Origin of the sequence: Curtobacterium salicis, assembly GCF_011759505.1 — a bacterium.
Taxonomy (GTDB): domain Bacteria; phylum Actinomycetota; class Actinomycetes; order Actinomycetales; family Microbacteriaceae; genus Curtobacterium; species Curtobacterium salicis.
Genome location: NZ_JAAOYO010000004.1, coordinates 160,551 through 183,410, shown reverse-complemented (window position 1 = coordinate 183,410; position 22,860 = coordinate 160,551). Strand labels below are relative to the sequence as shown.

The following is a 22,860-nucleotide window of genomic DNA, read 5'->3' as shown; positions in this document are numbered from 1 at the left end:
AGCGGGGTGGCACAGGGCGGGAGCGGATCGGATCCGTTCGCTCGGACTGTCCGGTAACATGCGACATGTCCGCTCGGTCTTCGTGGCGGTCATCCGTCCGACCACCGCCCCGGAAGAGACCATGCCACGCAAACCGGACCCGACGCTCAAGCCCGCGATCGTCTGCAAGGTCACGGACCACCTCCACACGACCCGGCTCGAGGACGTCTCCGTCCGCAGCCTCGGCCGCGTCCTCGGGACCAGCGCGTACCCGATCGTCTACCACTTCGGTTCCCGCGACGGCCTCATCGACGCCGTCGTCGAGCACCTGAGCCGCCCGGTCCTCGCGGTCTGCCTCGACCCCGGCGCGGACGAGCAGGCGCTGGCCGGACACCTCGTGCGCGTCTTCGGCGACCTCCACGTCCCCGAGCGGTTCCTCGCTGCACGCCTGACGTTCGAGCTCGGCGCCGTCGAGTACCTGAGCGGGCACGACCGGCACCGTCGCCTGCACCAGGCACACGTCGACACACTCGCTGCCTGGTGCCGCGCGCACGGGGCGCGGGACGCTGACGCCGTCCGCGTGGCGCGGACCGCGGTCCTCGCGGCCCGGGGAGCGCAGTGGGGCGCGGTCCTCGACGGGGACACCGCCCTCGCGGACGAGACCCTCCGGATCGTCGCCCGGCGGATGGCGGCCGAGATCGGCGCGACCGTCCACTGACCCGGGCGGGGTGCGACGCGACGACCGCATGACGGGAGGCCCGGTACCAGCTGGTACCGGGCCTCCCGTTCCGTCAGGTGGTCGCCTCAGCGACCCGCGTCGGGGACGCTCAGAGCGTGACGAAGCTCTGCGACTTGGCGTTCTCGAAACGCGCGGCGACGTTCTCCCAGTCGACGATGTTCCACACGGCCTTGACGTAGTCCGCCTTGACGTTGAGGTAGTCGAGGTAGAAGGCGTGCTCCCACATGTCGAGCATGAAGATCGGCACGAGGCCGAACGGGATGTTGCCCTGCTGGTCGAACAGCTGGAACGTGGCGAGCTTCTGGCCCACGACGTCCCAGGCCAGGACGGACCAGCCGGAGCCCTGGATGCCGTTGGCGACGGCGGCGAACTGGGCCTGGAACTTCTCGAACGAGCCGAAGAACTCGTCGATGGCGGCGGCGAGCTCGCCCTCCGGGACCTTGGTGTCCGGGCCGAGGTTCGTCCAGAAGATCGAGTGGTTGACGTGGCCACCGAGGTGGAACGCCAGGTCCTTCTCGAGCTTGTTGACCGCACCGAAGTTGCCGGACTCGCGGGCCTCACCGAGCTGCTGCAGGGCGGTGTTCGCACCCGTGACGTAGGCCTGGTGGTGCTTGTCGTGGTGCAGCTGCATGATCTTGCCACTGATGTGCGGCTCGAGGGCGGCGTAGTCGTACGGCAGCTCGGGCAGGGTGTACTCAGCCATGTGCGGTCCTTTCGATCGGTGGTGTGGGGTGCGGGGCTCCGCGGCTCACGAGAGCCGGGAACGATCGGTCAGGGAGTGGAATTCCCGGTTGTGGTAGACCAGCGGCTCGCCGCGGTCGAGCCCGACGACGATGTCGAGCACCTCGGCGACGACGACGGTCGAGCTGCCGATGGGAGTGGTCGAGAGCGGTCGGCAGCGGAGCACACTGGCAGCGTCGGGCAGGTAGCGGTCGCCCGAGGGGAGCGTGCCCCAGATCGGGTCGTCGGCGGCCGGGCTGCCGGTGGAGGCGAACCGCTTGGCGAGGGCGACGCCGCGCGCGTCCATCAGGTGCACGACGAACAGCGGGGCGCCGAGGACGACCCCGGCGGACCCGGAGTTGGTGGAGAGCGAGAACACCAGGACGGGCGGGTCGACCGCGACGGAGGCGACGCTCGACGCGGTGAGACCGGTGGGACCGTCCGGGCCCTCGGCAGTGATCACGGCGACGCCGGCCGGGTGTCCTCGGAAGGCGTCCTTGTACGCGGCGGTGATGTCCGCCGTGGTGGCGTCGACCTCGGGCGGGGCGGCGGGGGTGCCGGGCTGGGGGACGTCCACCGGAGCGGCGTCGGGCATGTCAGTCGTGGTCGTTCCTCGTTCGTGGGTGCGGCCACGGTCGTCGCGGCCACCTCCCAACGTAGGACCTGTGCCCGGGTGCCGGTCCATGATTCACAGGATCGGCTCATCCCGGGCGTGCCGCGACGCGCGGCCCGCGACCGGGTCAGCGACGCCGCAGCATGACGACGGCACCGGCCGCCGCGACGACCATCAGCGCCGCCGCGACACCCGCCGTCGTGGTGACCCCGGAGTCGAACGCGGCACGTGCGGACTCCAGGAGCGCCTGCCCCGCGGACCCGCCGAGCTGCGTCGCCGCGGTGACGGCTCCGCCGAGGGTCTCCCCCGCGGCGGTGTGCGCCGTCGAGGAGAGCCCGTCCGGCACGACGACGTGCGCCCGGTAGGCCGTGGCCAGGATCGTGCCGAGGACGGCGGTACCGAGGACGGCTCCGATCTCGTACGCGGTCTCCGAGATGGCCGAGGCCGCGCCGGACTTGTGGGCGGGGGCGGTCGAGATGATGAGGTCGTTCGTCACGGTCTCGGATGCGCCGATGCCGATGCCGAGCAGCACGAAGGCGAACGCCAGGGCAGCGATCGAGGCGTGGTGGCCGAGCACGGCGACGAGGGCGTACGCGGCGGCCGAGAAGAGCAGCGACACGGACACGACCCAGCGCGGAGCGACCCGAGCGACGACCGGCACGACGGCGAGGCCGGCGATGATCGTCAGGACGGCGCCGGGGATGAGCACCACGCCACTGGCGAACGGGTCGAGGCCGGCGACGAGCTGCAGGTGCTGCGCGATGAAGAACAGGAACCCGGTGAGGGAGAACATCGCGGCCATGTTCATCAGGACACTGCCGGTGAACGCCGTGCTGCGGAACAGCCGCATGTCGAGCATCGGGGTGCGCGAGCGCAGCTGCCGACGGACGAAGGCGATGCCGCAGAGGACGCCGACGGCGACCATCGCGATCGCGAGGCCGCGCTCCTCGGGGTGCACGAGCGACTTGATGGCCCACACCGTCGGGGCGAGGGCGCCGAGGGACAGCAGCATGCTCGGGACGTCGACGGGCCCGGGCTCCGGGTCGCGGGACTCCGGCACGCAGAACGGCACGGCGACGAGCATCACGACGAGGATCGGCACCGCGACGAGGAAGACGCTGCCCCAGTGGAAGTGCGCGAGCAGCACGCCGCCGACGAGCGGGCCGAGGGCGTTGCCGGCCGCGAACATCGTCGACCAGACCGCGAGCGCCAGACGTCGTTCGCCGGCGTCCGGGAACACGTTGCGGATGATCGAGAGTGTCGCGGGCATGAGCATCGCGCCGAACACGCCCATCGCGAGTCGGGCGGCGACGAGCATCCAGGCCTCGGTGGCGAAGGCGGCCGCGGCGGAGAGCAGGGCGAACCCGGTGGCGCCGACGACGAGGATCCGGCGACGACCGATGCGGTCCCCGATGCTGCCCATCACGACGAGCAGGCCGGCGAGGACGAGCGGGTAGGCGTCGACCATCCAGAGCTGGGTGGTGGCGTCGGGGTGCAGGGAGCGCGAGATCGAGGGCAGCGCGAAGCTCAGGACGGTGTTGTCGACCGAGATGAGCAGCACCGGCAGCATGAGCACCGCGAGCGCGGCGAACCGGGAGCCACGGCTGGCGGCGATCCGGGTGGCGACGGGGCTGGTGAGCAGGGCGGACATGGCGGACTCCAGGACTTCGAGCGTGTCGCGCCGTCGGCCGCGAGGGGCCGAGCGCAGACGAGACGGGACGCGGAAGTCGTCACGCGCCCCGTCAGGGTCCTGTTAGTGTACCGTCCGGACGGTGGTGGTTGCAAATGCAACCATTGGCGGACGGGAGGCACGGATCCGGGCCGTCCTGCGCCTCCCGTCCGGTGGGCGACCGGTCAGCCGCTCACGCGGATCCGCGCACGACCAGCCGGTGCCGGACCACCCGCTCCACCGACGGACCGGACCGCGGCAGCGACCCGTCGAGCATGCCGAGCGCCAGGTCGACCGCGTGGCGGGCCAGCTCGTCGAGGTCGACCGCGAGCGTGGTGAGCGTCGGCGCCACGAGCGTGCCGAGCGTCAGCCCGTCGATCCCGACCACACGGACGCGGCCGGGGACGTCGGCACCGGCGCCACGGCAGGCGGCGAGCGCGCCCAGCGCCATCACGTCGTTGAACGCGACGACGGCGTCGAGCCGGGCGTGCCGGGCGAGGGCTGCGGTCGTCCCCGCGGCACCGGCGTCGGCCGAGGCAGCCTCGGCGTGCACGTGCTCGGGCAGGTACCCGCGTCGGCGCAACGCGTCGAGCAGGAGCGCACCGCGCGCGCTCGGCTCCCCCGGTGCTGCGACTGCGGACGGCGCGTCGAGGACGAGCGGGTGTTTGACGCCGACCGCGACCAGGTGGTCGGCGAGCGCCTCCACCGCGTCGGTCGGGTCCAGCCGGACGGCACCGCGGGCCGGTGCTCCGTGCGGATCGAGCTCGACGACCGGCACCGAGCCGAGCCGGTCGATCCACTCCGGTGCCCGTGCGCCGAGGGAGCCGATGACGACGTCGCTCTGTGCGCCGAGGTCTTGCACCGACCGGTCGGAGTCGCCCGCGAGTCCGACGTCGGCGAGCATCACGTTCCACCCCCGGGCGGCAGCGAGCCGGAGGACCGCCGCCGCCAGTTCGGGCGAGTACGGGTTCCGGAGGTCGTCGACGAGCAACCCGAGCTGGCGTGCGCCTCCCGACACGAGCCCTCGCCCGAACCGGGACGGGCGGTAGTCGAGCGCCTCGGCGGCGGCGAGGACCCGCTCCTTCGTGGCGTCGCTGATCCCCGGCAGGCCGTTCACCGCCCGCGTGACGGTCTGCCGCGACACCCCGGCGGCCGCGGCGACGTCGAGGATCGTCGCGCGGCCGCCGGCGCCGGTCAACTGCGGAGGTCGAGCCATGCCACCTGCTCGGGCGTGAGGTCGACGGTCAGGCCGAGCATCGAGGAGCGGGCCTCGGCGATGGTCCGCGGGCCGAACAGCGGGAAGGTCGGGAACGGCTGGTGCAGGACGTACGCCAGGGCGATCGCTGTCGCCGGGACGCCGTACTGCGCCCCGAGCTCCTCGGCCCGACGCAGGCGCTCGAAGTTGGCGTCCGAGTAGTAGCAGCGGACCAGTTCGGCGTCGCTGGTGTCGTCCGGACGGGCCCGGCCGGTGAAGAACCCGCGTGCCTGCGAGGACCAGGGCAGCAGCGGGACCTGGCGCTCCTCGAGCCACTGCTTCGACGCCGGATCGGTGACGTGCTCGCACCCGGCCCAGGGGACGTCGAGGGCCTCGGCGAGCCCGAAGTGGTTGCTGAGCACCTCGAACCCGTACCTGCCGTTCGCCGCGGCCCACGCGTTCGCCTCGTCGAACCGGGCGGGGGTCCAGTTGGACCCGCCGAAGACGCGGATCCGGCCGGCGCGGCGGTGCTCGTCGAGGACGTCGACGAACTCCCCGACCGGGATCTCGGGGTTGTCCCGGTGCATCATGTAGACGTCCGCGTAGTCGGTGCCCTGACGTTCCAGGCTCTCGAGCAGCTGGCGGGTGAGCGACTCCGGGTCGCAGTACGGGGTGTGTGCGCCCTTGGTGATGACGACGACGTCCTCGCGGACACCGCGGTTGCGGATCCACGCGCCGAGGCGGCCCTCGAGTTCGCCACCGCCGTAGACGTAGCCCGTGTCGAACACGGTGCCGCCCTGTTCGGCGAAGTGGTCGAAGACCGCACTCGCGTGGGCCAGGTCGGGCTGGTTGTCGACACCCATCACGAGGCGCGAGACGCGCTTGTCGATGCCGGGCAGCTCGCCGTACGTCATCGGGGCGTCGGGTGCGACGGTGAGCGGACGGCCGCTGACCGTGGGGATGTCGGCGGTCTCGGCCTCGAACGGGAAGCGCAGACCGACCGCCGCACGCCAGCGGTCGAGGGTGCGGGCGGCGGCGAGGCTCTCGTCGGTCGTCATCTGCGGTGCGTCGACCCGGCCGGCACGGAGTGCCGCGATGGTGGCGTCGGCCTCGAGCCCGTAGGGGGCGGCACCGGCGAAGGACGTCTCGGTCGGAGCGGCGTCGACGGTGCGGACCTCGATGACCGGGTCGCCGCCGATGGTCCAGGGGTCGCGGAGCGTGATCGTGCCGCGGGTGCCGTGCACGACGACGGCGTTCGTGTCCTCGACCTGGACGCCGGTCCGGAGGCTCGCGGTGATGCCCGTCGCGTAGGTCGCGCTGGCCACGGTCCACTCGTCGACCCCGGTCGGCCCGAGCGTGCCGACGGCGTGCAGCTCGACCGGTTCGGCCGCGGCGACGCCGGTGGCGGCCTGGACGATCGCCGCGGTCATGGTGACCGGGTAGCAGCCGACGTCGAGGATGCCGCCGCCGGCCGTCTCGACGTCGAACAGCCGTCCGGTGCGCTCCTCGGTCCGGAACGCGAAGGACGCGTCGACGTGCGTGACCGTGCCGACCGCACCGTCGCGGACCAGGTCGAGGAAGGCGGCGGTCTGTGGGTGGAAGCGGTACATGAACGCCTCGACCAGGGGCAGTCCGGCCTGTCGTGCCGCGTCGACGAGCGCCATCGTCGTGCCGTGGTTCGGCGTCAGCGGCTTCTCGCAGAGCACGGCCTTGCCTGCGCGGAGCGCCGCGAGGACCAGTGCCGCGTGGCCGGTGTGCACGGTCGCGATGTAGACGGCGTCCACGCGCGGGTCGGCGAGGACGTCGTCGTAGGTGCCCGCGGTGACGTCGGGGAAGCCGTGCTCGGCGGCCTCGTCCGCGAACGCCTGCGCCCGCTCGATCGATGAACTGCCGGCGGCGAGCAGTCGGCCGCTGCTGGTCGACAGCTGCGAGAGGAAACGGCGTGCGATGCCCCCGGGGCCGAGGACCGCCCAGCCGGGGGTCGTGTCGTTCGTGGTGGGGGTGGTGGGGGTCGCGGTCTGCGCTGACATGCGGATCCTGTTCGTCGTGAACCTTCACGGTCGGAGCGAGGCTATCCGCTGACGACACAGCGGACAAGCGGCCGTGAACGTTCACGGGCGGGACTTCCCCCGGGGTGTCCCTAGACTCGTGCGCATGGCAAGTGCTCGCGACCGCGTCCTCGACAGCTTCGTCGCCATCGTGTGCGAGGACGGCGAACGTCCCGCGACCCTCGACGCCGTCGCCGCGCGCGCCGGCGTCTCGAAGGGTGGACTGCTCTACCACTTCGGTTCGAAGGCCGCCCTGGTCGAGGGGCTCTGCGAACGTCTCGCCGACCTGTCCGCCCTGGACATCGAGCGGATGCGGGCGGCGGAGGACGGACCCGCGCGCTACTTCGTCGAGAACTGCCAGTTCGTCGGCAGTGAGCTCGACCTCGCCCTGCTCGCGGCCTCGCGGCTGCAGCAGGCCGGGTACGAAGAGGCAGGACGGACCCTCGACGAGACCGAGAACGCCTGGCTCGCCACCCTGGTGGAAGCGCTCGACGACGTCCCCACCGCGCAGGCGGTCAAGCTCCTCGGTGACGGGCTCTACCACGCCGCGTCCCTGGGCGCCGCGAGCGACGTCCGCCCCGACCGGGCCTCGGTCGACATGGCCGCGCTGCTCCAGGTGGTGGACCGCCTGATCGCGACGAAACCGGCTCCGTGAACCGACGTCCTCGGTCCTGGGGATAGACTGACCTCTGTTCAACCCGCTGATTCCCGGAGGTACCACCGTGGGCCGCGTCATCGCTGCTGTCTTCTCGATCCTGCTGCTGCTGGTGTCGATGTACCTGTTCGGGTTCGCGTTCCAAGTCGACTCCGGTCAGGCCTTCGTGTTCATCGCCGGCGTGCTGCTGATGAGTCTCTCCTTCTTCCTGCCGATCCACGTCTTCGGCAAGCGGTAGTCACCGACCTCCGCATGCAGAACGGCCCCGCACCTCTCGGTGCGGGGCCGTTCTGCATGCCGGCGGTCCTGCGCGCAGGCCGGTCGCCGGCGATCGGCGGTGGCGCTACGCCGAGGCGCGCAGTTCCCGCAGGGTGACGGCGGTGGCGATCGCAGCGTGCGCAGCCTCGGCCCCCTTGTCCTCCTTCGACCCGGGCAGCCCCGCGCGGTCGATGCCCTGCTGCTCGTCGTCCAGGGTGAGCACGCCGAAGCCGACGGGCTTGCCGGTGTCGATCGCGACCTTCGTCAAGCCGCTCGTCGCCGCGTCCGAGACGTACTCGAAGTGCGGGGTGCCACCGCGGATGATGACGCCCAGCGCGACCGCGGCATCGAAGCCCGACTCGAGGGCGACCTTCGCGACGACCGGCAGCTCGAAGCTGCCCGGCACGGGGACGACCTGGGCCGTCGCACCGAGCCGTTCGATCTCGCGCTGCGCCCCGGCCAGCAGCCCGTTCGCGATGACGTCGTGCCACTGTCCGGCGATGACCGCGACCCGGATGCCGCTGCCGTCGACGAGCTCGCGCTCCGCCGCTCCTGCTCCGCTCATGCGTGTGTCCCTTCGGTGCGGGCGACGTCCGCCGCCCGGTCGGCCGCGTCCAGCCAGTCGGCCAACGCGGCGATGGTGATGACGGGCACGCCCTCGCGTGTCCCGAGTCCGACGAGCTCCGGCAGGCGCATCATGCCGCCCTGCTCGTCGACGATCTCGCAGATCGCCGCCGCCGGCCGGAGTCCGGCAGCGGTGACGAGGTCGATCGCGGCTTCGGTGTGACCGGCCCGTTCGCGGACCCCGCCCGGCCGTGCGCGCAGCGGGACGACGTGCCCCGGTCGGTGCAGGTCGTCGCGGACGGAGGTCGGATCGGCGAGGACCCGGAGCGTCCGGGCGCGGTCGTGCGCGCTGATGCCGGTCGTGACCCCGACGGCCGCGTCGACGGTCACCGTGTACGCGGTGCCCCGGACGTCCTCGTTGTGCTGGACCATGGGCGGCAGGTCGAGGGCGTCGGCGATGTCCGTGCTGACCGGGGCGCAGATGAACCCGGACGAGTGCGCGACCGTCCACGCGATCCACTCCGGCGTCGCCAGCTCGGCGGAGAGGACGACGTCGCCCTCGTTCTCGCGGTGCTCGTCGTCGGCCACGATGACCGGCCGGCCGGCCGCGATCGCGGCGATCGCCTGCTCGACCGAGGACAGACCCGGGACGGCGGGGACGGTCTGCGCGACGGGGGCGGTCTCGGCGGCCATCACCGTGCCTCCGCCGCGACCGGGATGCCGGCTGCCACGCCGGACGCGTCAGCCGTGACGGCAGCGGCGTCGAGCCGCAGCATCCGGCGGACGTGCCGGGCCAGGACGTCGGTCTCGATGTTCACGCGGTCACCCGGCACCCGGGCGCCGAGCGTCGTGGCGGCCAGGGTCTCCGGGATGAGGCTGACCTCGAACCAGGCAGCGTCGGCAGCGACCGACTCCGACGAGACGGCACTGACGGTCAGCGAGACGCCGTCGATGGCGATCGAGCCCTTGTCGACGACGAGCGGGCTGAGGTCCGGCGTCAGGGCGAACCGCACCCGCCGCCACCCGTCCCCGTCGTCCGTCTCGAGCACGGTCGCGGTGCCGTCGATGTGGCCCTGCACGATGTGCCCACCGAGGCGGTCCCCCACCGAGGCGGCACGCTCGAGGTTCACCCGGTCGCCGGACCGGAGCGACCCGTGCGCACTCATGTCGAGGGTCTGCTTCATGACGAAGGCGGTGAACGTCTCCGGGGTCTGCTCGACGACGGTCAGGCAGACGCCCGAGACCGAGATGGAGTCGCCGTGCTGCGCGTCCGAGACGACGAGCGGGCCGCGGACGGTGAGCGCGACGGAGTCGCCTCGTTCGTCGACGGCGGTGACGGTGCCGAGTTCCTCGATGATGCCGGTGAACACTGGTGTCCTCTCAACGGGACTCCGGGTGCGCGCGACGGTCGTCGGCGGACGGGAGGCAGGGGTCGCGGAACGACCGTCACCTTCCGTCAGCGCTTCCTCCCGTCCGGACTCTCACCGTCGGTCCCGGAGTTTCACCGGGTCAACCCCGCACCGGGCGGGCCCGGCGCGGCGCTCGTGGACTGTCACCACCGGTTCGGAATTACACCGACCCCGGAGCGCTTGCGTGTCCCCGACGATACCCCAGGCCCCCGACCGTCGTGGGCGGACCGTCCACCGGACGTCATGCGGCGTCTCGGACGGGTGTCGTGCCTCCCGTCCGTCGGCTCGGCCGTACCCGTCCGACGGCTCAGCCGCGCCCGCGGACCAGGGCGAGCGCCTGCCGGAGCGACAGGTCGGGCAGGTATGCGCGGACCACCGCGACCCCGATCGCGGGCAGGGCCACCGGGTCCGGGTAGGCGAGGACGAGCGGCTCCAGGTCCGGACCGAACTTCCGCTTGAACCGGAGGAGCGAGCGGAAGCCGTAGACCGGTTCGAGGACGCCGCCGACCAGCTTGAGCAGGGTCTCGACGCCGTCTCCGGTTGACGTGTTCCCGGCGGGCGCCGTGCCCGGCGTCGGGCTGCTGACCGTCGCGGTGGCCGGCTTCGCGCTGGCCGGGTCCGCTCGGGCCGGGGTCGCCGCGTCGGTCGATGCACGGCTCGGCGCGGTGGTGCCCGGCGTGCGGGCGAGCGGCGCGGCGGAGAGACCGAGTCGCTCGACGCCCTGGTCACGCATCACCTCGGCGGCGGACGCGACCAGGAACTCCATGACGCCGTTCGGCGCATCCGCCCGTCGCCGCATGACGTCGAGCGTCCACCCGACGACGCGGCCCTCGCGGTGTGACGGCAACCAGCTCGTGACACCGAGGACCGCTCCCTCGGCGTCCTGCGCCACCAGGGTCCGCACCGCCGGGTCGCGCATCTCGTCGATGCTGCCGAGCGTGAAGCCCATCTCGGGGAGCTCGCGGTCGGCGACCCACTCCTCCGAGATCGCCTCGATCTGCCGGGTCGTCGACGCGGGCAGGTCCTGCCACGACGACCAGGTGGCCGTGCAGCCGGAACGACGGGCCTTGTTCACGGCGGTCCGGACGTCCTGCTTGCGACTGCCGCTCGTGGTCCACTGCCGCGGGTCGAACGCGGCGTCCTCGGCGACCGGCAGGGTCCGCCAACCCAGTGCGGTGAGGGCGGCCGCACTGGTCGTGTCGATGCCGTGGAAGACCGCCGTCCACCCGTTGTCGTCGCAGTGCCGGGCGAAGTCGGTCAGCGCCGAGTGCCGGGCGTCCGGCCAGCCGAACGGACCGAGGGCCACCGCGACCGTCCCGGCGCGTCGGTAGGCGACCCCGGCACGTCCGTCGGCGCTGAACCAGTGGGCGTTGCCGGGCCAGGTCGCCATCCATCCGAACGTGTCCCCGCCACCGGCGACGAGCAGCGCCCGCGCCCGTTCACGGTCGGCAGTGGTGACGTCGGCGTCGGACGCGCCCGGGGCGGCGCCCGCGGGCCGGACGGCGGCGACCGCGACCACGGCCCACAGCAGCGGGCCGACGAGGCTCAGCACCGTCCGGAGGCCCGGGTCACGGATCGGCAGACGGTGGACGACCGGCGACAACGGCCCGAGGACCGCGACCACCAGACCGAACGGGTCGTGCACCCGCACCGGGGACGCGTCCGCGGCGACGAACACGACCGTCGCGAGGACCGCGGCGGCCGCCAGGACCGTCACCGTGAACACGACGACACGCTCGCGTGCGACCACGACCGTGAAGGAGCGCCGCAACGTCACGAGGACGACCGCGGTCAGGAGCGGTACCGCGATCGACGCGGCGATTGACAGCACGACGACGACGTGGTCCTCGGAGCCGCGCAGCTGCGCCACCCGCCCGGGGACGTGGGTGTACGTCACCGCGGCGGCGATACCGGTGACGGTGTCGACCACCACCACGAGCCAGACCGCGAACCGGCTGCCCCGGAAGAGCCCGACCGCGCCGACGACGAGCACGAGCAACGGCGCGACCGCCAGCAGCAGGGACCACGGGTCGGTCGCCCGGTAGGTCAGCAGCCGGTGCAGGCACTCCCCGGCGACACCGTCGGCGCGGCACACGGACGGCTGGTCGGCTGGCCCGAGTCCGACGACCGCGGCGAGCGGTGCGAGCAGCCCCACCCGCGCGCGGGACACCAGGGCGATGACCGGTCCCACCGCCGACACCAGGACCACCGTCCCGAGCAGCACCCGGGTCTCCCGGTGGGAACTGCGGGTCCAGCCGGTCCGCTTCGGGGTGCGACGGAACACCTCGCCGAGTCCCCAGCCGGCAGCGGTCGCGACGACGGCGGACAGGTCGGCCGTGTGCCCGGCGTACAGGAAGAGCGCGAGGACGACCGCCAGGGCGTTCACCCGGATGCGCCGACGCCAGAGCGGACCGGCGAAGGCACTCGCCGTGGTGACCGTCCCGAGGATCGCCGTCCACGGGTCCAGGCCCTCGGCGCCGGACAACAGGGCTGCACCGTGCCGTCCGTCGGGGTCGATGACGCCGACGACCGCCGCGGCTGCGGCTCCCGCGACACTCGTCGCCAGGAAGGCGGCGGCGGTCCGCCGCGACCCCATCAGCCGTTCGGCCGCGCCGACCAGCACGACGACGCCAGCGAGCGTCAGGACCAGCGCGAGGACGCCGGTCGTGACGGCGAACACACGGAACGGCACGAGGGCGTCCGGCACCGGCCGGCCGTGCGCGAACCGCATGGTGCCGGCTGTGACCGAGGCCGCCAGGACCAGGAGCAGGACGACGGCGGTCACCGGTCGTCGACGGACGGCCTGCCCGAGCGCTCGCGAGGCACGCCGCACCTCCGGCAGGACGCGCGCGGTGACCGCGCGGCCGGCATCCGAGCCCGTCACCGTCGGACCTCGCCCACCGGGAGACCGAGGTGGGCGATCACGGTCGGCAGGCCACGACCGAGCACGTACCGGACCGTGTTCCAGTCGTGCGCGGAACCCGGGGAGACGACGAGGGTCGTCGCGATGCCGGCTCGGGCCGAGGCCGCGCGGAGGGCGAGCGTCGACCGCTCGTACGGGGCGTCGTCCTCGCCGTAGCCGAACACCGTCAGGTGGCCACGGTACGGCGCGTGGGCGGCGAGCAGTGCCTCCGGGGTCGCCCGGTCGTACGCGCGACGCGACCCGCCGAACCCGACGTCGACGGTGTGCTCGAGGGACCCGTTCGCCGGAGCCAGCTCGCTCGAGATCGCGAGGGTCGCGCCGAACACCTCCGGGTGTGCACTGGAGAACTGCATGGAGCAGGTCGCGCCCTGCGAGAAGCCGCCGATCCCCCAGGCCGACCGTGTGGACGCGACGTCGAGGTGCTGCCGGATCCACCGCACGGTGTCCGTCATCACGTAGGTCGCGCTCCGTCCGAGTCGTCGGCTGTCGACGCACATCGGGTTCCGCTCCGGTGCGCCGAGCTGGTCGGGCGAGACGACGATGGGTGCGAGGCCCTGGTGCGCGGCTGCGTAGCGGTCGAGGAACGTGCCGATCCGACCGGTCTGGAACATGTCGGACGGCTGGCCGGGCTGCCCGGAGAGCACCACGAGGACCGGGAGGGTCGGCGGATCGGCGACCTGTGCAGCCGGCGGCAGCCACACGACCGCGCGCCGGGCGTGGAACCGCGAGACCGTCGCGGGGATCCGGACCGCGAGGGTCCGGCCGTGCCGGGGCATGCCGACCGGCGCGGTCCAGGTCGCCGCGTCCACCTCGTGGGCTCCGGCGCGCGCCGGGTGCTGGTGGTCGAGGCGCCCGGTCGGGTACGGGTTCGGGGTGACGGCCTCGCCGATGGTGCGGTAGGCACCGAAGTCGACGTTGATGCCGAGTCCGGCGGTGAGGGCGACGGCCAGCGCAGCGGCGAGCGCCACGACGCGACGGCCGTTCCCGCCCTGCACGAGGACGACGAGGAAGAGCAGGACGGCGGCCGTGGTGAACGCGACCCACATGCGGGTCACCGGGGTGAACGAGACCCCGAAGAGGTCCCGGACGTCGCCGAACCACCAGACGGCGACCAGTCCGATGCCGGCGCCCACCGCCAGGGCGGCGACCCGCACCAGCACGGCCGGCAGACCGCGGTCCCAGCGATGCCGGACCGGGCCTGCCGGGGTGTCCGTCCCCCTGCTGCGTCCCCGTGGGCCGACGACCGTCAGGAGGACGAGGACGACGGCGACGACGTCCACCGGCACGAGCACGGCCGGGAGGACGATCGGGAGCTGGAGCAGGTCGGATGGCACGCGTTCATCGTGCTGCCGTCCAGCTGACGCACAGCCGCCGGTCGGCTGCCGCTGTGTTCAGCAAGCGGCGCGGGCCACCCAGGAGGCACTCAGTGCTCCCCCAGGACGGGTGCGGTCCGCGGGTCGCCGGGCCGCTGGCGCTTCGCGTGCGCCCGGCCGCCGGCCGCCGATCGGCTGGTGCGGTTGGCCCGCGCACAACGGAAACCGCCCCGAACCACGGGATGCCGTGGTTCGGGGTGGCTTCTGTTGTGCAGAGCCCGGCGGCCTGCTGTTCAGCAGAGTGGCGTCAGTGGCGACGTCGCAGTGCCATCGTCCCGAGACCGGCCAGCAGCAGCAGGAGTGCCGCGAGGGCCGGGAGGACCGGACGTTCCGCTCCCGTGTAGGCGAGGGTGGCGAGGTCAGACTCCGTGCTGCCGGAGCTGGTACCCGTGCCCGTCACCGTGGTGCCGACCGGAGCGGCCGTGGTGCGAGTGGTGACCTGCGCGGCCGGAGCGATCCGGACCGTGCCGGCCGGGTCGGTGCCCACGGCAGGGACAGCGGTGACCGGCGTGCCCGGGTCGGTCGTCGTCCCCGTCACCGGCACGGGGTTGGTGCTCGGCGTCCCGGTGACCGGGCCGGTGCCCGGGTTCGTACCGGGGTTCGTACCGGGGTCGGTACCGGGGTTCGTACCGGGGTCCGTGCCGGGGTCGGTACCCGGGTTCGTGCCAGGGTCGGTACCCGGGTTCGTGCCAGGGTCGGTACCCGGGTTCGTGCCAGGGTCGGTGCCCGGGTCGGTACCGGGGTTCGTGCCCGGGGTCGTGGTGACCGGGGTGCTGCTGGAGCCGTCACCGATGATGCCGATGCCGTTCCCGCCGACCGTGACCGGGATGTCGATCACTGGGATGACCTGCGTGCCCGAACCGATGCCGCCAGCACCGGAGGTGCTGCCACCGCCGACGGGCGTCGTGCCGGTGCCGGTGGTCGGGCCACCGGTGCTCGTGCCGGTACCGGTGGTCGGGCCACCGGTGCTCGTGCCGTCACCGACGACGCCGATGCCGTTCCCACCGACCGTGACCGGGATGTCGATCACCGGGACGACCTGCGTCCCGGAACCGATGCCGTCCTCGCCCGAAGTGGTTCCGCCAGCAGCCGGCGCAGTGCCGGTGCCGGTGCCGGTGCCGGTGCTCGAACCACCGGTGCTCGTGCCGTCACCGACGACGCCGATGCCGTTCCCACCGACCGTGACCGGAACCGAGACGACCGGCGACACCTGCGTGCCCGACCCGACGCCGTCCGAACCGGAGGTCGTCCCGCCAGCAGCCGGCGCGGTACCCGTGCCGGTGCCCGTGGGCGAACCGCCGGTGCTCGTGCCGTCACCGACGACGCCGATGCCGTTCCCACCGACCGTGACCGGGATGTTGATCACCGGGATGACCTGCGTGCCGGATCCGATGCCGTCCTCACCCGAAGTGGTTCCACCAGCAGTCGGTGCGGTGCCGGTGCCAGTGCCCGTGCCCGTGGTCGAACCACCGGTGCTCGTGCCGTCACCGACGACGCCGATGCCGTTCCCACCGACCGAGACCGGAACCGAGACGACCGGCGACACCTGCGTACCCGATCCGATGCCGTCCTCACCCGAAGTGGTTCCACCAGCAGCCGGCGCGGTACCCGTGCCGGTGCCGGTGGTCGAACCACCAGTGCCCGTGCCCGTGGTCGAACCACCGGTGCTCGCACCGTCACCGACCACGCCGATGCCGTTCCCGGTCACCGTGATCGGCACCGAGACGGTCCCGATCAGCTGTGTGCCGGAGATGAGGCCGTCGGAACCCGACGTCGACGGGGAGGACGAGCCTCCCGTCGAACCGGACCCGGACGAGGCGGCCGGTGCGGACGGACCTGTCGCGCTTCCGTCCCCGAGGACTCCGATGCCGTTGCCCGACACCGTGACCGGGATCGCGACGACGGGCAGGAGCTGGGTGCCGGACAGCAGACCGTCGGCACCCGACGTGGACGCCGGAGCAGCAGGCGCCGGGGCAGGGGCACTCGTGCCGGAGCCGGTGCTGGTGGCGTCCCCGGCGACGGCGACGGCGTTGCCGCCGAGGGTCACCGGGAGGTCGACGTCGCCGGCCACCTGGGTGCCGGAGAGCACGCCGTCCGTGCCGGTGGTCGACGGTGCGGCTGCCGGAGCAGCCGGGGCCGGGGCCGGCGGTGCAGCCGGTGCCGGCGCCGCAGCAGCGTCGCCGAGGACACCGACGGCGTTGCCGCTGACGGTGACCGGCGCCGTGACCTCGGGCGCCGCCTGGATGCCGGACGCGATGCCGTCAGCGCCGCTGGTCGTCGGCGCGGCGGGTGCCGGAGCCGGGGCGGGTGCCGGTGCGGCCGGAGCCGGAGCCGGCGCGGGAGCCGGAGCCGGAGCCGGCGCGGGAGCAGCCGGAGCCGCAGCCGGAGCCGTGGCTGCCGAGACGGCGTCACCGACGATGCCGAAGGCGTTGCGGGTGACGGAGACCGGTGCGTCGACGTTCGGCGCGACCTGGGTTCCGGAGGCGATGCCGTCCGCTCCGGTGGTCGTCGCCGCGTTCGCCGCGACGGCCCCACCGAGCGTCAGCCCGCCCACACAGAGGGCGAAGAAGAGCCCTCGGGAGACGTTCTTGTTCATGGTCGTTCACTCCTGATCGAGATGGTTGGTCGACCGCACGGGGCGGTCTATGGTGCGTCCTGCCATGGCGGGCAGGTGCACCGATCTCAATCAGGGGCGACGTCGTGGTCGCCGACGAGCGACGCCGGGAGCGCCTCGTCGGTGACCGGACCGCGGTGTCCCGCGGCGAGGGGGGAGGTCTCTGCGTCGGCACCGACGGTGCCGATCACGGTCGCGCCACCCGACCCAACAGCGGCGGTTCCGCCTGCGGTGCCACCGGTGGCGCCCTCGAACGGTGCGCGCATCGGCGAGCCGCCGTCCGGGAGGATCAGGGCCTGACCGCCGATCGTCGCGGCAGCCAGGGGGTTCGACGACGACTCGTCGGCGAGCGGGCCTGTGACGAGTGCCGCGGTGCCCGAGCGGACGACGGACGGGTTCGTCGCGGTCGACCGGGAGTCCGGCGTGAGGATCTCGGCTGTTGCGCCCGGGGCGACCAGCGCGGTCGTCGACGGGGTGGGCTCCTGGACGGGTCGCCCGTCGGCCGCGGGAGGCGCTGTGACGACGACGGGAGGCACGGAGCCGGTCGGCGCCGTCGGCAGGGTCGTGCCACCGGTACCGGGGGCGACCACGACGGGGACCGGGGGGACGTCGACACCGGGGAGGGAGCCTCCCGGCAGGAGCCCGCCACCCGCACCGGGCAGGGCGCCGACCACGTCGGGGACCTGGGCGACGACGCCGGGCACGCTGCCGACGACCTCGCCGACCGAACCGAGGGTGTCGTCGACGACGCCCGTGACGGGCGCGGTGACCGCGCCGACGGTGTCGTCACCGAGCAGTCCGCCGACGACCGGGAGGCTCCCGACCACCCGGTCGACGACGGCCACGATCGCGGTCACCGGACGGTCACCGGCGACGCCCTGCACGGCCCCGGTGACGGGGTCGAGGACCGATCCGACGGTGTCGGTGACGGGCCGGGAGGCTGCGCTCACGCCCGACAGGACGCCGCCGACGAGCGAGGTGCCCGGGCGGGTCGTCGGTGCTGTGGCGGGTGTGGTCGTGGGCTTCGCGGCAGGCCGGTCCGAGGCCGGCGCCGGGGCTGCAGCGGAGCCGGAGTGCGCACCGGCGGGGGTCGGCGCTGCGGCGACCGGAGTGGCCGGCGACGGTGCTGCCGGGGCCGGGATCACGGGGCTCGACGGGTGCGGAGCCGGAGCCGGCGCTGCGGGTGCCGGGGCCGGGGCCGGGGCTGCGGGAGCGGGGACCGGGGCGGGTGCCGCCGGTGCGGGTACGACCGGAGCCGGCGCGGTCGGAGCCGGCGCGGCCGGAGCCGGCGCAGGAGCCGCTGGTACGGGAGCCTGTCGGACGGGTGCGACGACGCTCCCGACGGCCTGACCGACTCCCTGTGTGACGCCCTCCACGGTTCCGCCGACGCCGGACACAACGCTGCCGAGCAGGCCGTCCGGACGCTGCGACGTGGTCGTCTGCGCGCTGCTCGGGGACGCTCCACCCAGGCCGAGTGGGCCGGCCGCAGCAGCGGGCCGAGCACCGAAGACGAGCGAGAGCAGCACCAGTGCCGCCGCGGTGCCGCAGGCCATGAGAGCCCAGCGGATGACCGCGTTCAGGGGTGCACGCATCGATGCGTCCATGCGCTCACCTCCTGATCTCGGCTGCGCACGTAGAGTGGTTGACCGGCACGGTACGCCTCGATGGGCATCGTGCGGAACCCATTCCCAAGAAAAAGTCAGGAAACGGCGTGACCTCGACCTTCAGTGCCCCCACCCGCAACCTCGACGTCGTCACCCTGCACGAGATCCTCCGGCTGCGGCAGGACGTGTTCGTGGTCGAGCAGGAGTGCGCCTACGACGACATCGACGGCCGCGACCTGGAGCCCGGCACGGTGCAGTTCTGGGCCGGCAGCGGTTCGGTCGACGCGACGCTCCGGCTGCTCCGTGAACCCGACGGCACCGAGCGCATCGGCCGTGTCGCGACGGCTGCACACGCCCGCGGGAAGGGCCTCGGCGCCGCACTCATGGAGGCCGCGATCGCCGAGAGCCGGTCCGAGCGGATCAGCATCAACGCGCAGGCGCACCTCGGCGAGTGGTACGCGCAGTTCGGCTTCGTGCGCTCGGGTGAGGACTTCCTCGAGGACGCGATCCCGCACACCCCGATGGTCCGGACGCGCTGACCTGCGCCCGCAGCGCCCGCTGCGCCCGCTGCGCCCGCTCCGGTCACTGCGCTCGCTGCGCTCAGGCCTGCCAGCGGCGCAGTTCGCCGTACGACCCGGCCTGGTGCTCCCGGTCGGCGACGAGCCGCTCGAACACGATCGAGGTCTGCGTCGTCGCGACCGACGGGTCACCGCTCAACTCGTCCGCGACGAAGTCCCGCAACTGCTCGGTGGACGTGCAGGCGATGTGCACGAGGAAGTCCTTGTCGCCGGCCAGGAACGACACGTCGAGCACCACCGGCACCCGGAGCAGGCGTTTCGCGAACTCGCGCAGTTCGTGTCGCGCGGCGGCGTGCACCCGCACGGAGACCATCGCCTCGATCGAGAACCCGAGACGAGCGATGTCGACCTCGGCACGGTAGCCGGTGATGATGCCGGCGTCCTCCAGTGCCCGGACCCGGACGAGACACGTCGATGGTGCGATGCCGACGGCGGCAGCGAGCCGGTTGTTCGGGATCCGGGCGTCCGAGGCCAGGACCCAGAGGATCCGCTCGTCGACCTCGTCGAGGCGCGGCGGTGGGGCGTCGGGTCGGCGGACGATGCGGTCGGACACGGCACCACCGTAACGCCGCTCACATCGCCAGGGTCATCCCGACCACGGCGACGGTCATCGCGAACACCTCGCCGCTCCGGACGGCCCGCCGGTCCTCACGCGCCCACTCGTACCGGAGCAGCCATCCGCTGAAGGCGCAGTAGCCGATCACCCCGGCACCGAGCACGGCGGTCAGGACCAGGGCGTGCGCGTGGACCCCGGAGCCGGCGAGCTCGGACGCATGCCCCATCAGCAGCATCCCCGCCATCACGACCGCGGACAACGCCCGGTGCACGTCCATCGGCTCGGCGCGACGACCGTCCCGCCGACGTCGGCGCATCACGGGCATCGGTGCGAGGAACAGCAGCAGCGCCGCGGCCAGGATCGTCCACGACGCACCGGCCTGGACGACGGGCATCACCATCGCGACGAGCATCACTGCCGCGGGGACGATCACGCCGGGCCGCGGACGGTACCGGTCGCCGACGATGCAGCACACCGAGGCGAACTGCGGCACGACGAGCATGGCGTCGGCGACGGTCCCGTGCACGGGTGGGGTCAGCCCTCGGTGCGGGCGGCGCGCTCCTGCTTCACGCGCACGTTCTCGGTGCGGACCGCGGCCTGGGTGGAACGCTCCTGCACGAGCCACGCGGGCATGTCCTGCAGCAGCCGCTTGATCTGCTCGGTCGTGAGGACGTCGTCCACACCGGCACGGGCCAGGCCGGAGATCGAGACCCCGAGGCGCGCGGCGACGACCGGGCGCGGGTGCGGCCCGTCACGACGGAGGTCCTGCAACCACGTCGGCGGTTCGCTCTGCAGTTCGTCGAACGTCGTGCGAGCGATCGGGCCCGCACGGAACGACTCGGGCGTCGCCGAGAGGAGGATGCCGAGCTTCTTGGCAGCGGTCTCGGGCTTCATGGTCTGTTCCTGGGCCATGGTGACCAGAGTACGGCCCGTATGCTCGACTGCATGACCGCGCTCTCCATCGCCTTCGTACCCGGGGTCTCCCCCGCCAAGTGGGTACGGGTCTGGCGTCAGCGCCGGCCGGACGTCGACCTGGTCCTCATGCCGGTCTCCGCGGACGGGGTCCTCGACGCCATCGAGGGCGATGCCGACATGGTCTTCGCGCGGATGCCGGTGCCCGAGCGGGCCGAGGGCGAGCAGCCGCACGCGATCCCGCTGTGGACCGAGACCGCGGTGGTCGCCGCCCCGAAGGACTCCCCCCTCGCCGACCTCGACGAGGTCACCGAGGCGGACCTGGCCGAGGTCACCGTCCTCGACGCCGGTCCGGTGCCGTCGGACGTCGCGGCAGCGCTCGACCTGGTCGAGGCGAACGTCGGCGTCGTCGTCCTCCCCCAGTCCCTCTTCCGTGCCGAGAGCCGAAAGTCCCTCGTCTCCCGGCCGCTCGCCGGCTCCCCCGGCACGCGTGTCGCGCTCGTCTGGCGCGGCGAGGACGCCTCGGAACTCACCGAGGAGTTCATCGGCGTCGTCCGCGGCCGGACCGCGAACAGCTCACGGCAGCAGCCGGACCAGCCGGGAGGCACGGATCCTGACGAGCAGGACGGCGCACGCCAGGCGAGTGGTGGCAGGACGACCGGCGGGAAGTCGTCCGGCAACAACGCGGCCGGCGGCAAGGCCACGGCGGCGAACGCGAAGACGGTCGCCAAGCGGAGTGCCACGAAGGGCACCGGGGCGAAGAGCGGCGGCGGCAAGAACTCCACCGGTCGTGGTCGGACTCCGCGCGGCATGTCCGGCAAGCCGAAGCGCGGCTCGAAGGGCAACCGCTGACTCAGTCGGGCCAGATGCCTGACGTCGCCCGTCGGTGGCTGCCGAGCAGGTGCGTGTCGACGATGCCCAGTGCCTCCATGAGGGCGTGCATGGTGGTCGGTCCGACGAAGGCGAACCCGCGCTTCCGCAGCGCCTTCGACAGCGCGGTCGACTCCGGACTGGTCGTCGGGACCTCGGCCGCGGTGCGGGGCCGTGGCGTGTCAGCCGGTCGGAAGGACCACACGAAGTCGGCCAGTCCCCCGTCCGCCCGCAGCGCGACGGTGGCGTTCGCGTTGGTGATCGTCGCCGCGATCTTCGCGCGGTTCCGGACGATGCCCGCGTCCCCGAGCAGCCGAGCGACGTCCTCGTCCCCGAAGCCGGCGACGACGTCGGGGTCGAAGTCGGCGAACGCCGCCCGGAACGCCGGCCGCTTCGCCAGGATGGTGCGCCACGACAGCCCGGACTGGAACGCCTCGAGTGAGAGCCGTTCGAAGACGCCGCGTTCGTCACGGACCGGCATCCCCCACTCGGTGTCGTAGTAGTCGCGGAGCATCGGGTCGGTCGATGCCCAGAGCGGCCGGGCGAGGCCGTCCTCGCCGGGCACGAGATCGTCGGTCATCCCCCCATCCTGCCGTCGCCCCCTCCGCAAAACGCAACCCCGGCGCTTCCTCGCAGCGGTACTCCGTTGCGCAGTGTCGCCGGGGTTGCGTTTTGCGAGGGGTCAGTCGGCGGGGTCCATCCAGACGTACTCCCAGCGGTGGCCGTCGGGATCGGTGAAGCTCCGCTGGAACATGAACCCGAGGTCCATCTCCGGCCGGTCCTCGGTCCCGCCGGCCTCGACGGCCGCGTCGACGATCCGGTGCACCTCCTCCTTCGTCTCGGCGCTGAGGGAGTTGATGACCTCGATCGTGTCCGGCGCGGCGATCGCCTTGTCGGTGAACTCCGAGAACTTCACGTGCGTCAGGAGCATCACGTACACCGTGTCGCTCACGACGATGCTCGAGGCGGTGTCGTCGCTGAACACCGGGTTGAGGGGGTAGCCGAGCGCCTGGTAGAACGCGGTCGCCCGCGCCAGGTCGGACACCGGCAAGTTGATGAACACCATGGTCGACATGTGGGGTCCCTTCCGTCGTGACCAACCTGGCCCGACCGGCCCCGGTCCGCAACCGTTCCGTGGCGGAACCGACCTGCCGGCCGGTACGACGACGGACGGGAGGCGCGGTACCAGCTGGTACCGCGCCTCCCGTCCGTCCGTGGGTCGCCAGGGCGACCGCCCTGCCTAACCCAGGTCGCGGCCTTCGCCGGCGGCGCGCTGGTGGGCCTCGGCCTCGGCCTGTCCGACGATGTCCTCGGCCGGCACCGGTGCGAGGCGGTCCCAGAGGAAGAACAGCAGGCCGGCGGCGAGCATCGCCAGCCCGACCCACAGGTTGATGTGGATGCCGCCGGTCATCTTCGGGTCGCTTTCCCAGTGCACGATCCCGACGATGGTCGTGATGACGCCGTAGAGCAGGAACAGTCCGCCGAGGATGCGGCGCAGGTCGAGGCGACGGGTGGAGCGGACCAGTGCCGCCTTCTCGTCCTCGGTCAACGAGCCCGAGGGGGTGGTGGTGTCAGCCATGG

23 protein-coding genes and 1 riboswitch are annotated in these 22,860 nt (G+C 72.9%); of the genes, 5 read left to right on the top strand and 18 right to left on the bottom strand.

Annotation, left to right across the window (positions count from 1 at the left end; genetic code table 11):
* Positions 1 to 121 precede the first annotated feature (121 nt).
* Positions 122 to 697 (top strand): TetR/AcrR family transcriptional regulator, encoded by a 576-nt coding sequence (locus tag E9228_RS13125; protein ID WP_166781005.1) that lies wholly within the window; start codon positions 122 to 124, stop codon positions 695 to 697.
* Between the two features lie 109 nt (positions 698 to 806).
* Here E9228_RS13125 and E9228_RS13120 read toward each other — a convergent pair whose 3' ends face one another.
* The 5 genes from E9228_RS13120 to E9228_RS13100 all read right to left on the bottom strand — a co-directional run bounded on the left by E9228_RS13120 (position 807) and on the right by E9228_RS13100 (position 6,945).
* Positions 807 to 1,421: a superoxide dismutase gene (locus tag E9228_RS13120; RefSeq protein ID WP_111079598.1), complete on the bottom strand. Its 615-nt coding sequence runs from the start codon at positions 1,419 to 1,421 to the stop codon at positions 807 to 809.
* A 45-nt stretch (positions 1,422 to 1,466) separates the two neighbouring features.
* On the bottom strand, positions 1,467 to 2,033 hold the full coding sequence (locus tag E9228_RS13115; RefSeq protein WP_252728140.1) for a flavin reductase family protein: 567 nt from the start codon (positions 2,031 to 2,033) through the stop codon (positions 1,467 to 1,469).
* Between the two features lie 145 nt (positions 2,034 to 2,178).
* Positions 2,179 to 3,702 (bottom strand): MFS transporter, encoded by a 1,524-nt coding sequence (locus tag E9228_RS13110; protein WP_166781004.1) that lies wholly within the window; start codon positions 3,700 to 3,702, stop codon positions 2,179 to 2,181.
* Between the two features lie 211 nt (positions 3,703 to 3,913).
* Entirely contained in the window at positions 3,914 to 4,936 is a 1,023-nt protein-coding gene (locus E9228_RS13105; RefSeq protein WP_166781003.1) for a LacI family DNA-binding transcriptional regulator, read from the bottom strand.
* Positions 4,915 to 6,945 (bottom strand): aldo/keto reductase, encoded by a 2,031-nt coding sequence (locus E9228_RS13100; RefSeq protein ID WP_166781002.1) that lies wholly within the window; start codon positions 6,943 to 6,945, stop codon positions 4,915 to 4,917. The genes E9228_RS13105 and E9228_RS13100 overlap by 22 nt, the downstream gene beginning before the upstream one ends.
* 124 nt (positions 6,946 to 7,069) lie before the next feature.
* On the opposite strand from E9228_RS13100, the gene E9228_RS13095 reads away from it, so the two are divergent.
* Both E9228_RS13095 and E9228_RS13090 read left to right on the top strand, forming a co-directional pair.
* Positions 7,070 to 7,618: a TetR/AcrR family transcriptional regulator gene (locus tag E9228_RS13095; RefSeq protein ID WP_166781001.1), complete on the top strand. Its 549-nt coding sequence runs from the start codon at positions 7,070 to 7,072 to the stop codon at positions 7,616 to 7,618.
* 67 nt (positions 7,619 to 7,685) lie between these two features.
* A complete protein-coding gene (locus tag E9228_RS13090) occupies positions 7,686 to 7,856 on the top strand; it encodes a hypothetical protein (RefSeq protein ID WP_166781000.1) in 171 nt (56 codons plus the stop codon).
* A 105-nt stretch (positions 7,857 to 7,961) separates the two neighbouring features.
* On the opposite strand, the gene ribH is transcribed toward E9228_RS13090, so the two are convergent.
* The 7 genes from ribH to E9228_RS13055 form a co-directional block, all read right to left on the bottom strand.
* Positions 7,962 to 8,441, bottom strand: a complete 480-nt coding sequence (ribH, locus tag E9228_RS13085) for a 6,7-dimethyl-8-ribityllumazine synthase (RefSeq protein ID WP_166780999.1) — start codon at positions 8,439 to 8,441, stop codon at positions 7,962 to 7,964.
* Positions 8,438 to 9,133: a 3,4-dihydroxy-2-butanone-4-phosphate synthase gene (gene ribB / locus E9228_RS13080; protein ID WP_166780998.1), complete on the bottom strand. Its 696-nt coding sequence runs from the start codon at positions 9,131 to 9,133 to the stop codon at positions 8,438 to 8,440. The genes ribH and ribB overlap by 4 nt, the downstream gene beginning before the upstream one ends.
* A complete protein-coding gene (locus tag E9228_RS13075; protein WP_166780997.1) occupies positions 9,133 to 9,810 on the bottom strand; it encodes a riboflavin synthase in 678 nt (225 codons plus the stop codon). Before E9228_RS13075 ends, ribB begins: the two co-directional genes overlap by 1 nt.
* Before the next feature lie 87 nt (positions 9,811 to 9,897).
* Positions 9,898 to 10,031, bottom strand: a riboswitch (FMN riboswitch).
* A gap of 125 nt (positions 10,032 to 10,156) precedes the next feature.
* Entirely contained in the window at positions 10,157 to 12,733 is a 2,577-nt protein-coding gene (locus tag E9228_RS13070; RefSeq protein WP_166780996.1) for a phosphatidylglycerol lysyltransferase domain-containing protein, read from the bottom strand.
* Positions 12,730 to 14,106 carry an alpha/beta hydrolase-fold protein gene (locus tag E9228_RS17620; RefSeq protein ID WP_166780995.1) on the bottom strand — a complete coding sequence of 459 codons (1,377 nt, stop codon included), beginning with the start codon at positions 14,104 to 14,106 and terminating at the stop codon, positions 12,730 to 12,732. Before E9228_RS17620 ends, E9228_RS13070 begins: the two co-directional genes overlap by 4 nt.
* Positions 14,107 to 14,392: 286 nt before the next feature.
* The gene (locus E9228_RS17400) at positions 14,393 to 16,741 is read right to left on the bottom strand and encodes a cell wall anchor protein (RefSeq protein WP_166780850.1); all 2,349 of its coding nucleotides are present in this window, start codon (positions 16,739 to 16,741) and stop codon (positions 14,393 to 14,395) included.
* Positions 16,742 to 16,827: 86 nt separating this feature from the next.
* A complete protein-coding gene (locus tag E9228_RS13055) occupies positions 16,828 to 18,351 on the bottom strand; it encodes a hypothetical protein (protein ID WP_166780849.1) in 1,524 nt (507 codons plus the stop codon).
* 119 nt (positions 18,352 to 18,470) lie between these two features.
* On the opposite strand from E9228_RS13055, the gene E9228_RS13050 reads away from it, so the two are divergent.
* Entirely contained in the window at positions 18,471 to 18,902 is a 432-nt protein-coding gene (locus tag E9228_RS13050; RefSeq protein WP_341849889.1) for a GNAT family N-acetyltransferase, read from the top strand.
* 61 nt (positions 18,903 to 18,963) lie between these two features.
* Here the strand turns inward: E9228_RS13050 and E9228_RS17615 are convergent, their stop codons facing one another.
* Genes E9228_RS17615 through E9228_RS13035 form a run of 3 tightly spaced genes read right to left on the bottom strand, consistent with a single transcriptional unit; the run spans position 18,964 to position 20,409 of the window.
* Positions 18,964 to 19,494, bottom strand: coding sequence for a winged helix-turn-helix transcriptional regulator (locus tag E9228_RS17615; RefSeq protein WP_166780993.1), 531 nt, complete (start codon positions 19,492 to 19,494; stop codon positions 18,964 to 18,966).
* Positions 19,495 to 19,513: 19 nt separating this feature from the next.
* Positions 19,514 to 20,023 (bottom strand): hypothetical protein, encoded by a 510-nt coding sequence (locus tag E9228_RS13040; RefSeq protein ID WP_166780992.1) that lies wholly within the window; start codon positions 20,021 to 20,023, stop codon positions 19,514 to 19,516.
* Between the two features lie 8 nt (positions 20,024 to 20,031).
* Positions 20,032 to 20,409, bottom strand: a complete 378-nt coding sequence (locus E9228_RS13035) for a DUF5997 family protein (protein WP_166780991.1) — start codon at positions 20,407 to 20,409, stop codon at positions 20,032 to 20,034.
* A gap of 33 nt (positions 20,410 to 20,442) precedes the next feature.
* Here E9228_RS13035 and E9228_RS13030 point away from each other — a divergent pair, with 33 nt between their 5' ends.
* Positions 20,443 to 21,261: a LysR family transcriptional regulator substrate-binding protein gene (locus tag E9228_RS13030; RefSeq protein WP_166780990.1), complete on the top strand. Its 819-nt coding sequence runs from the start codon at positions 20,443 to 20,445 to the stop codon at positions 21,259 to 21,261.
* A 1-nt stretch (position 21,262) separates the two neighbouring features.
* Here E9228_RS13030 and E9228_RS13025 read toward each other — a convergent pair whose 3' ends face one another.
* The 3 genes from E9228_RS13025 to E9228_RS13015 form a co-directional block, all read right to left on the bottom strand.
* Entirely contained in the window at positions 21,263 to 21,859 is a 597-nt protein-coding gene (locus E9228_RS13025) for a DNA-3-methyladenine glycosylase I (RefSeq protein ID WP_166780989.1), read from the bottom strand.
* Between the two features lie 102 nt (positions 21,860 to 21,961).
* A complete protein-coding gene (locus tag E9228_RS13020; protein ID WP_166780988.1) occupies positions 21,962 to 22,354 on the bottom strand; it encodes a VOC family protein in 393 nt (130 codons plus the stop codon).
* A 165-nt stretch (positions 22,355 to 22,519) separates the two neighbouring features.
* Complete coding sequence (locus E9228_RS13015; RefSeq protein ID WP_208386163.1) at positions 22,520 to 22,858, bottom strand: hypothetical protein; 339 nt, start codon at positions 22,856 to 22,858, stop codon at positions 22,520 to 22,522.
* Positions 22,859 to 22,860 lie beyond the last annotated feature (2 nt).

Coding starts and splice junctions, on each gene's coding strand:
- E9228_RS13100 (WP_166781002.1), bottom strand. CDS start 6,945: ATGTCAGCGCAGACCGCGACCCCCACCACCCCCACCACGAACGACACG.
- E9228_RS13125 (WP_166781005.1), top strand. CDS start 122: ATGCCACGCAAACCGGACCCGACGCTCAAGCCCGCGATCGTCTGCAAG.
- ribH (WP_166780999.1), bottom strand. CDS start 8,441: ATGAGCGGAGCAGGAGCGGCGGAGCGCGAGCTCGTCGACGGCAGCGGC.
- E9228_RS13015 (WP_208386163.1), bottom strand. CDS start 22,858: ATGGCTGACACCACCACCCCCTCGGGCTCGTTGACCGAGGACGAGAAG.
- E9228_RS13055 (WP_166780849.1), bottom strand. CDS start 18,351: ATGCGTGCACCCCTGAACGCGGTCATCCGCTGGGCTCTCATGGCCTGC.
- E9228_RS13105 (WP_166781003.1), bottom strand. CDS start 4,936: ATGGCTCGACCTCCGCAGTTGACCGGCGCCGGCGGCCGCGCGACGATC.
- E9228_RS13020 (WP_166780988.1), bottom strand. CDS start 22,354: ATGTCGACCATGGTGTTCATCAACTTGCCGGTGTCCGACCTGGCGCGG.
- E9228_RS17400 (WP_166780850.1), bottom strand. CDS start 16,741: ATGAACAAGAACGTCTCCCGAGGGCTCTTCTTCGCCCTCTGTGTGGGC.
- E9228_RS13025 (WP_166780989.1), bottom strand. CDS start 21,859: ATGACCGACGATCTCGTGCCCGGCGAGGACGGCCTCGCCCGGCCGCTC.
- E9228_RS13035 (WP_166780991.1), bottom strand. CDS start 20,409: ATGGCCCAGGAACAGACCATGAAGCCCGAGACCGCTGCCAAGAAGCTC.
- E9228_RS13115 (WP_252728140.1), bottom strand. CDS start 2,033: ATGCCCGACGCCGCTCCGGTGGACGTCCCCCAGCCCGGCACCCCCGCC.
- ribB (WP_166780998.1), bottom strand. CDS start 9,133: ATGGCCGCCGAGACCGCCCCCGTCGCGCAGACCGTCCCCGCCGTCCCG.
- E9228_RS13120 (WP_111079598.1), bottom strand. CDS start 1,421: ATGGCTGAGTACACCCTGCCCGAGCTGCCGTACGACTACGCCGCCCTC.
- E9228_RS13110 (WP_166781004.1), bottom strand. CDS start 3,702: ATGTCCGCCCTGCTCACCAGCCCCGTCGCCACCCGGATCGCCGCCAGC.
- E9228_RS13030 (WP_166780990.1), top strand. CDS start 20,443: ATGACCGCGCTCTCCATCGCCTTCGTACCCGGGGTCTCCCCCGCCAAG.
- E9228_RS13095 (WP_166781001.1), top strand. CDS start 7,070: ATGGCAAGTGCTCGCGACCGCGTCCTCGACAGCTTCGTCGCCATCGTG.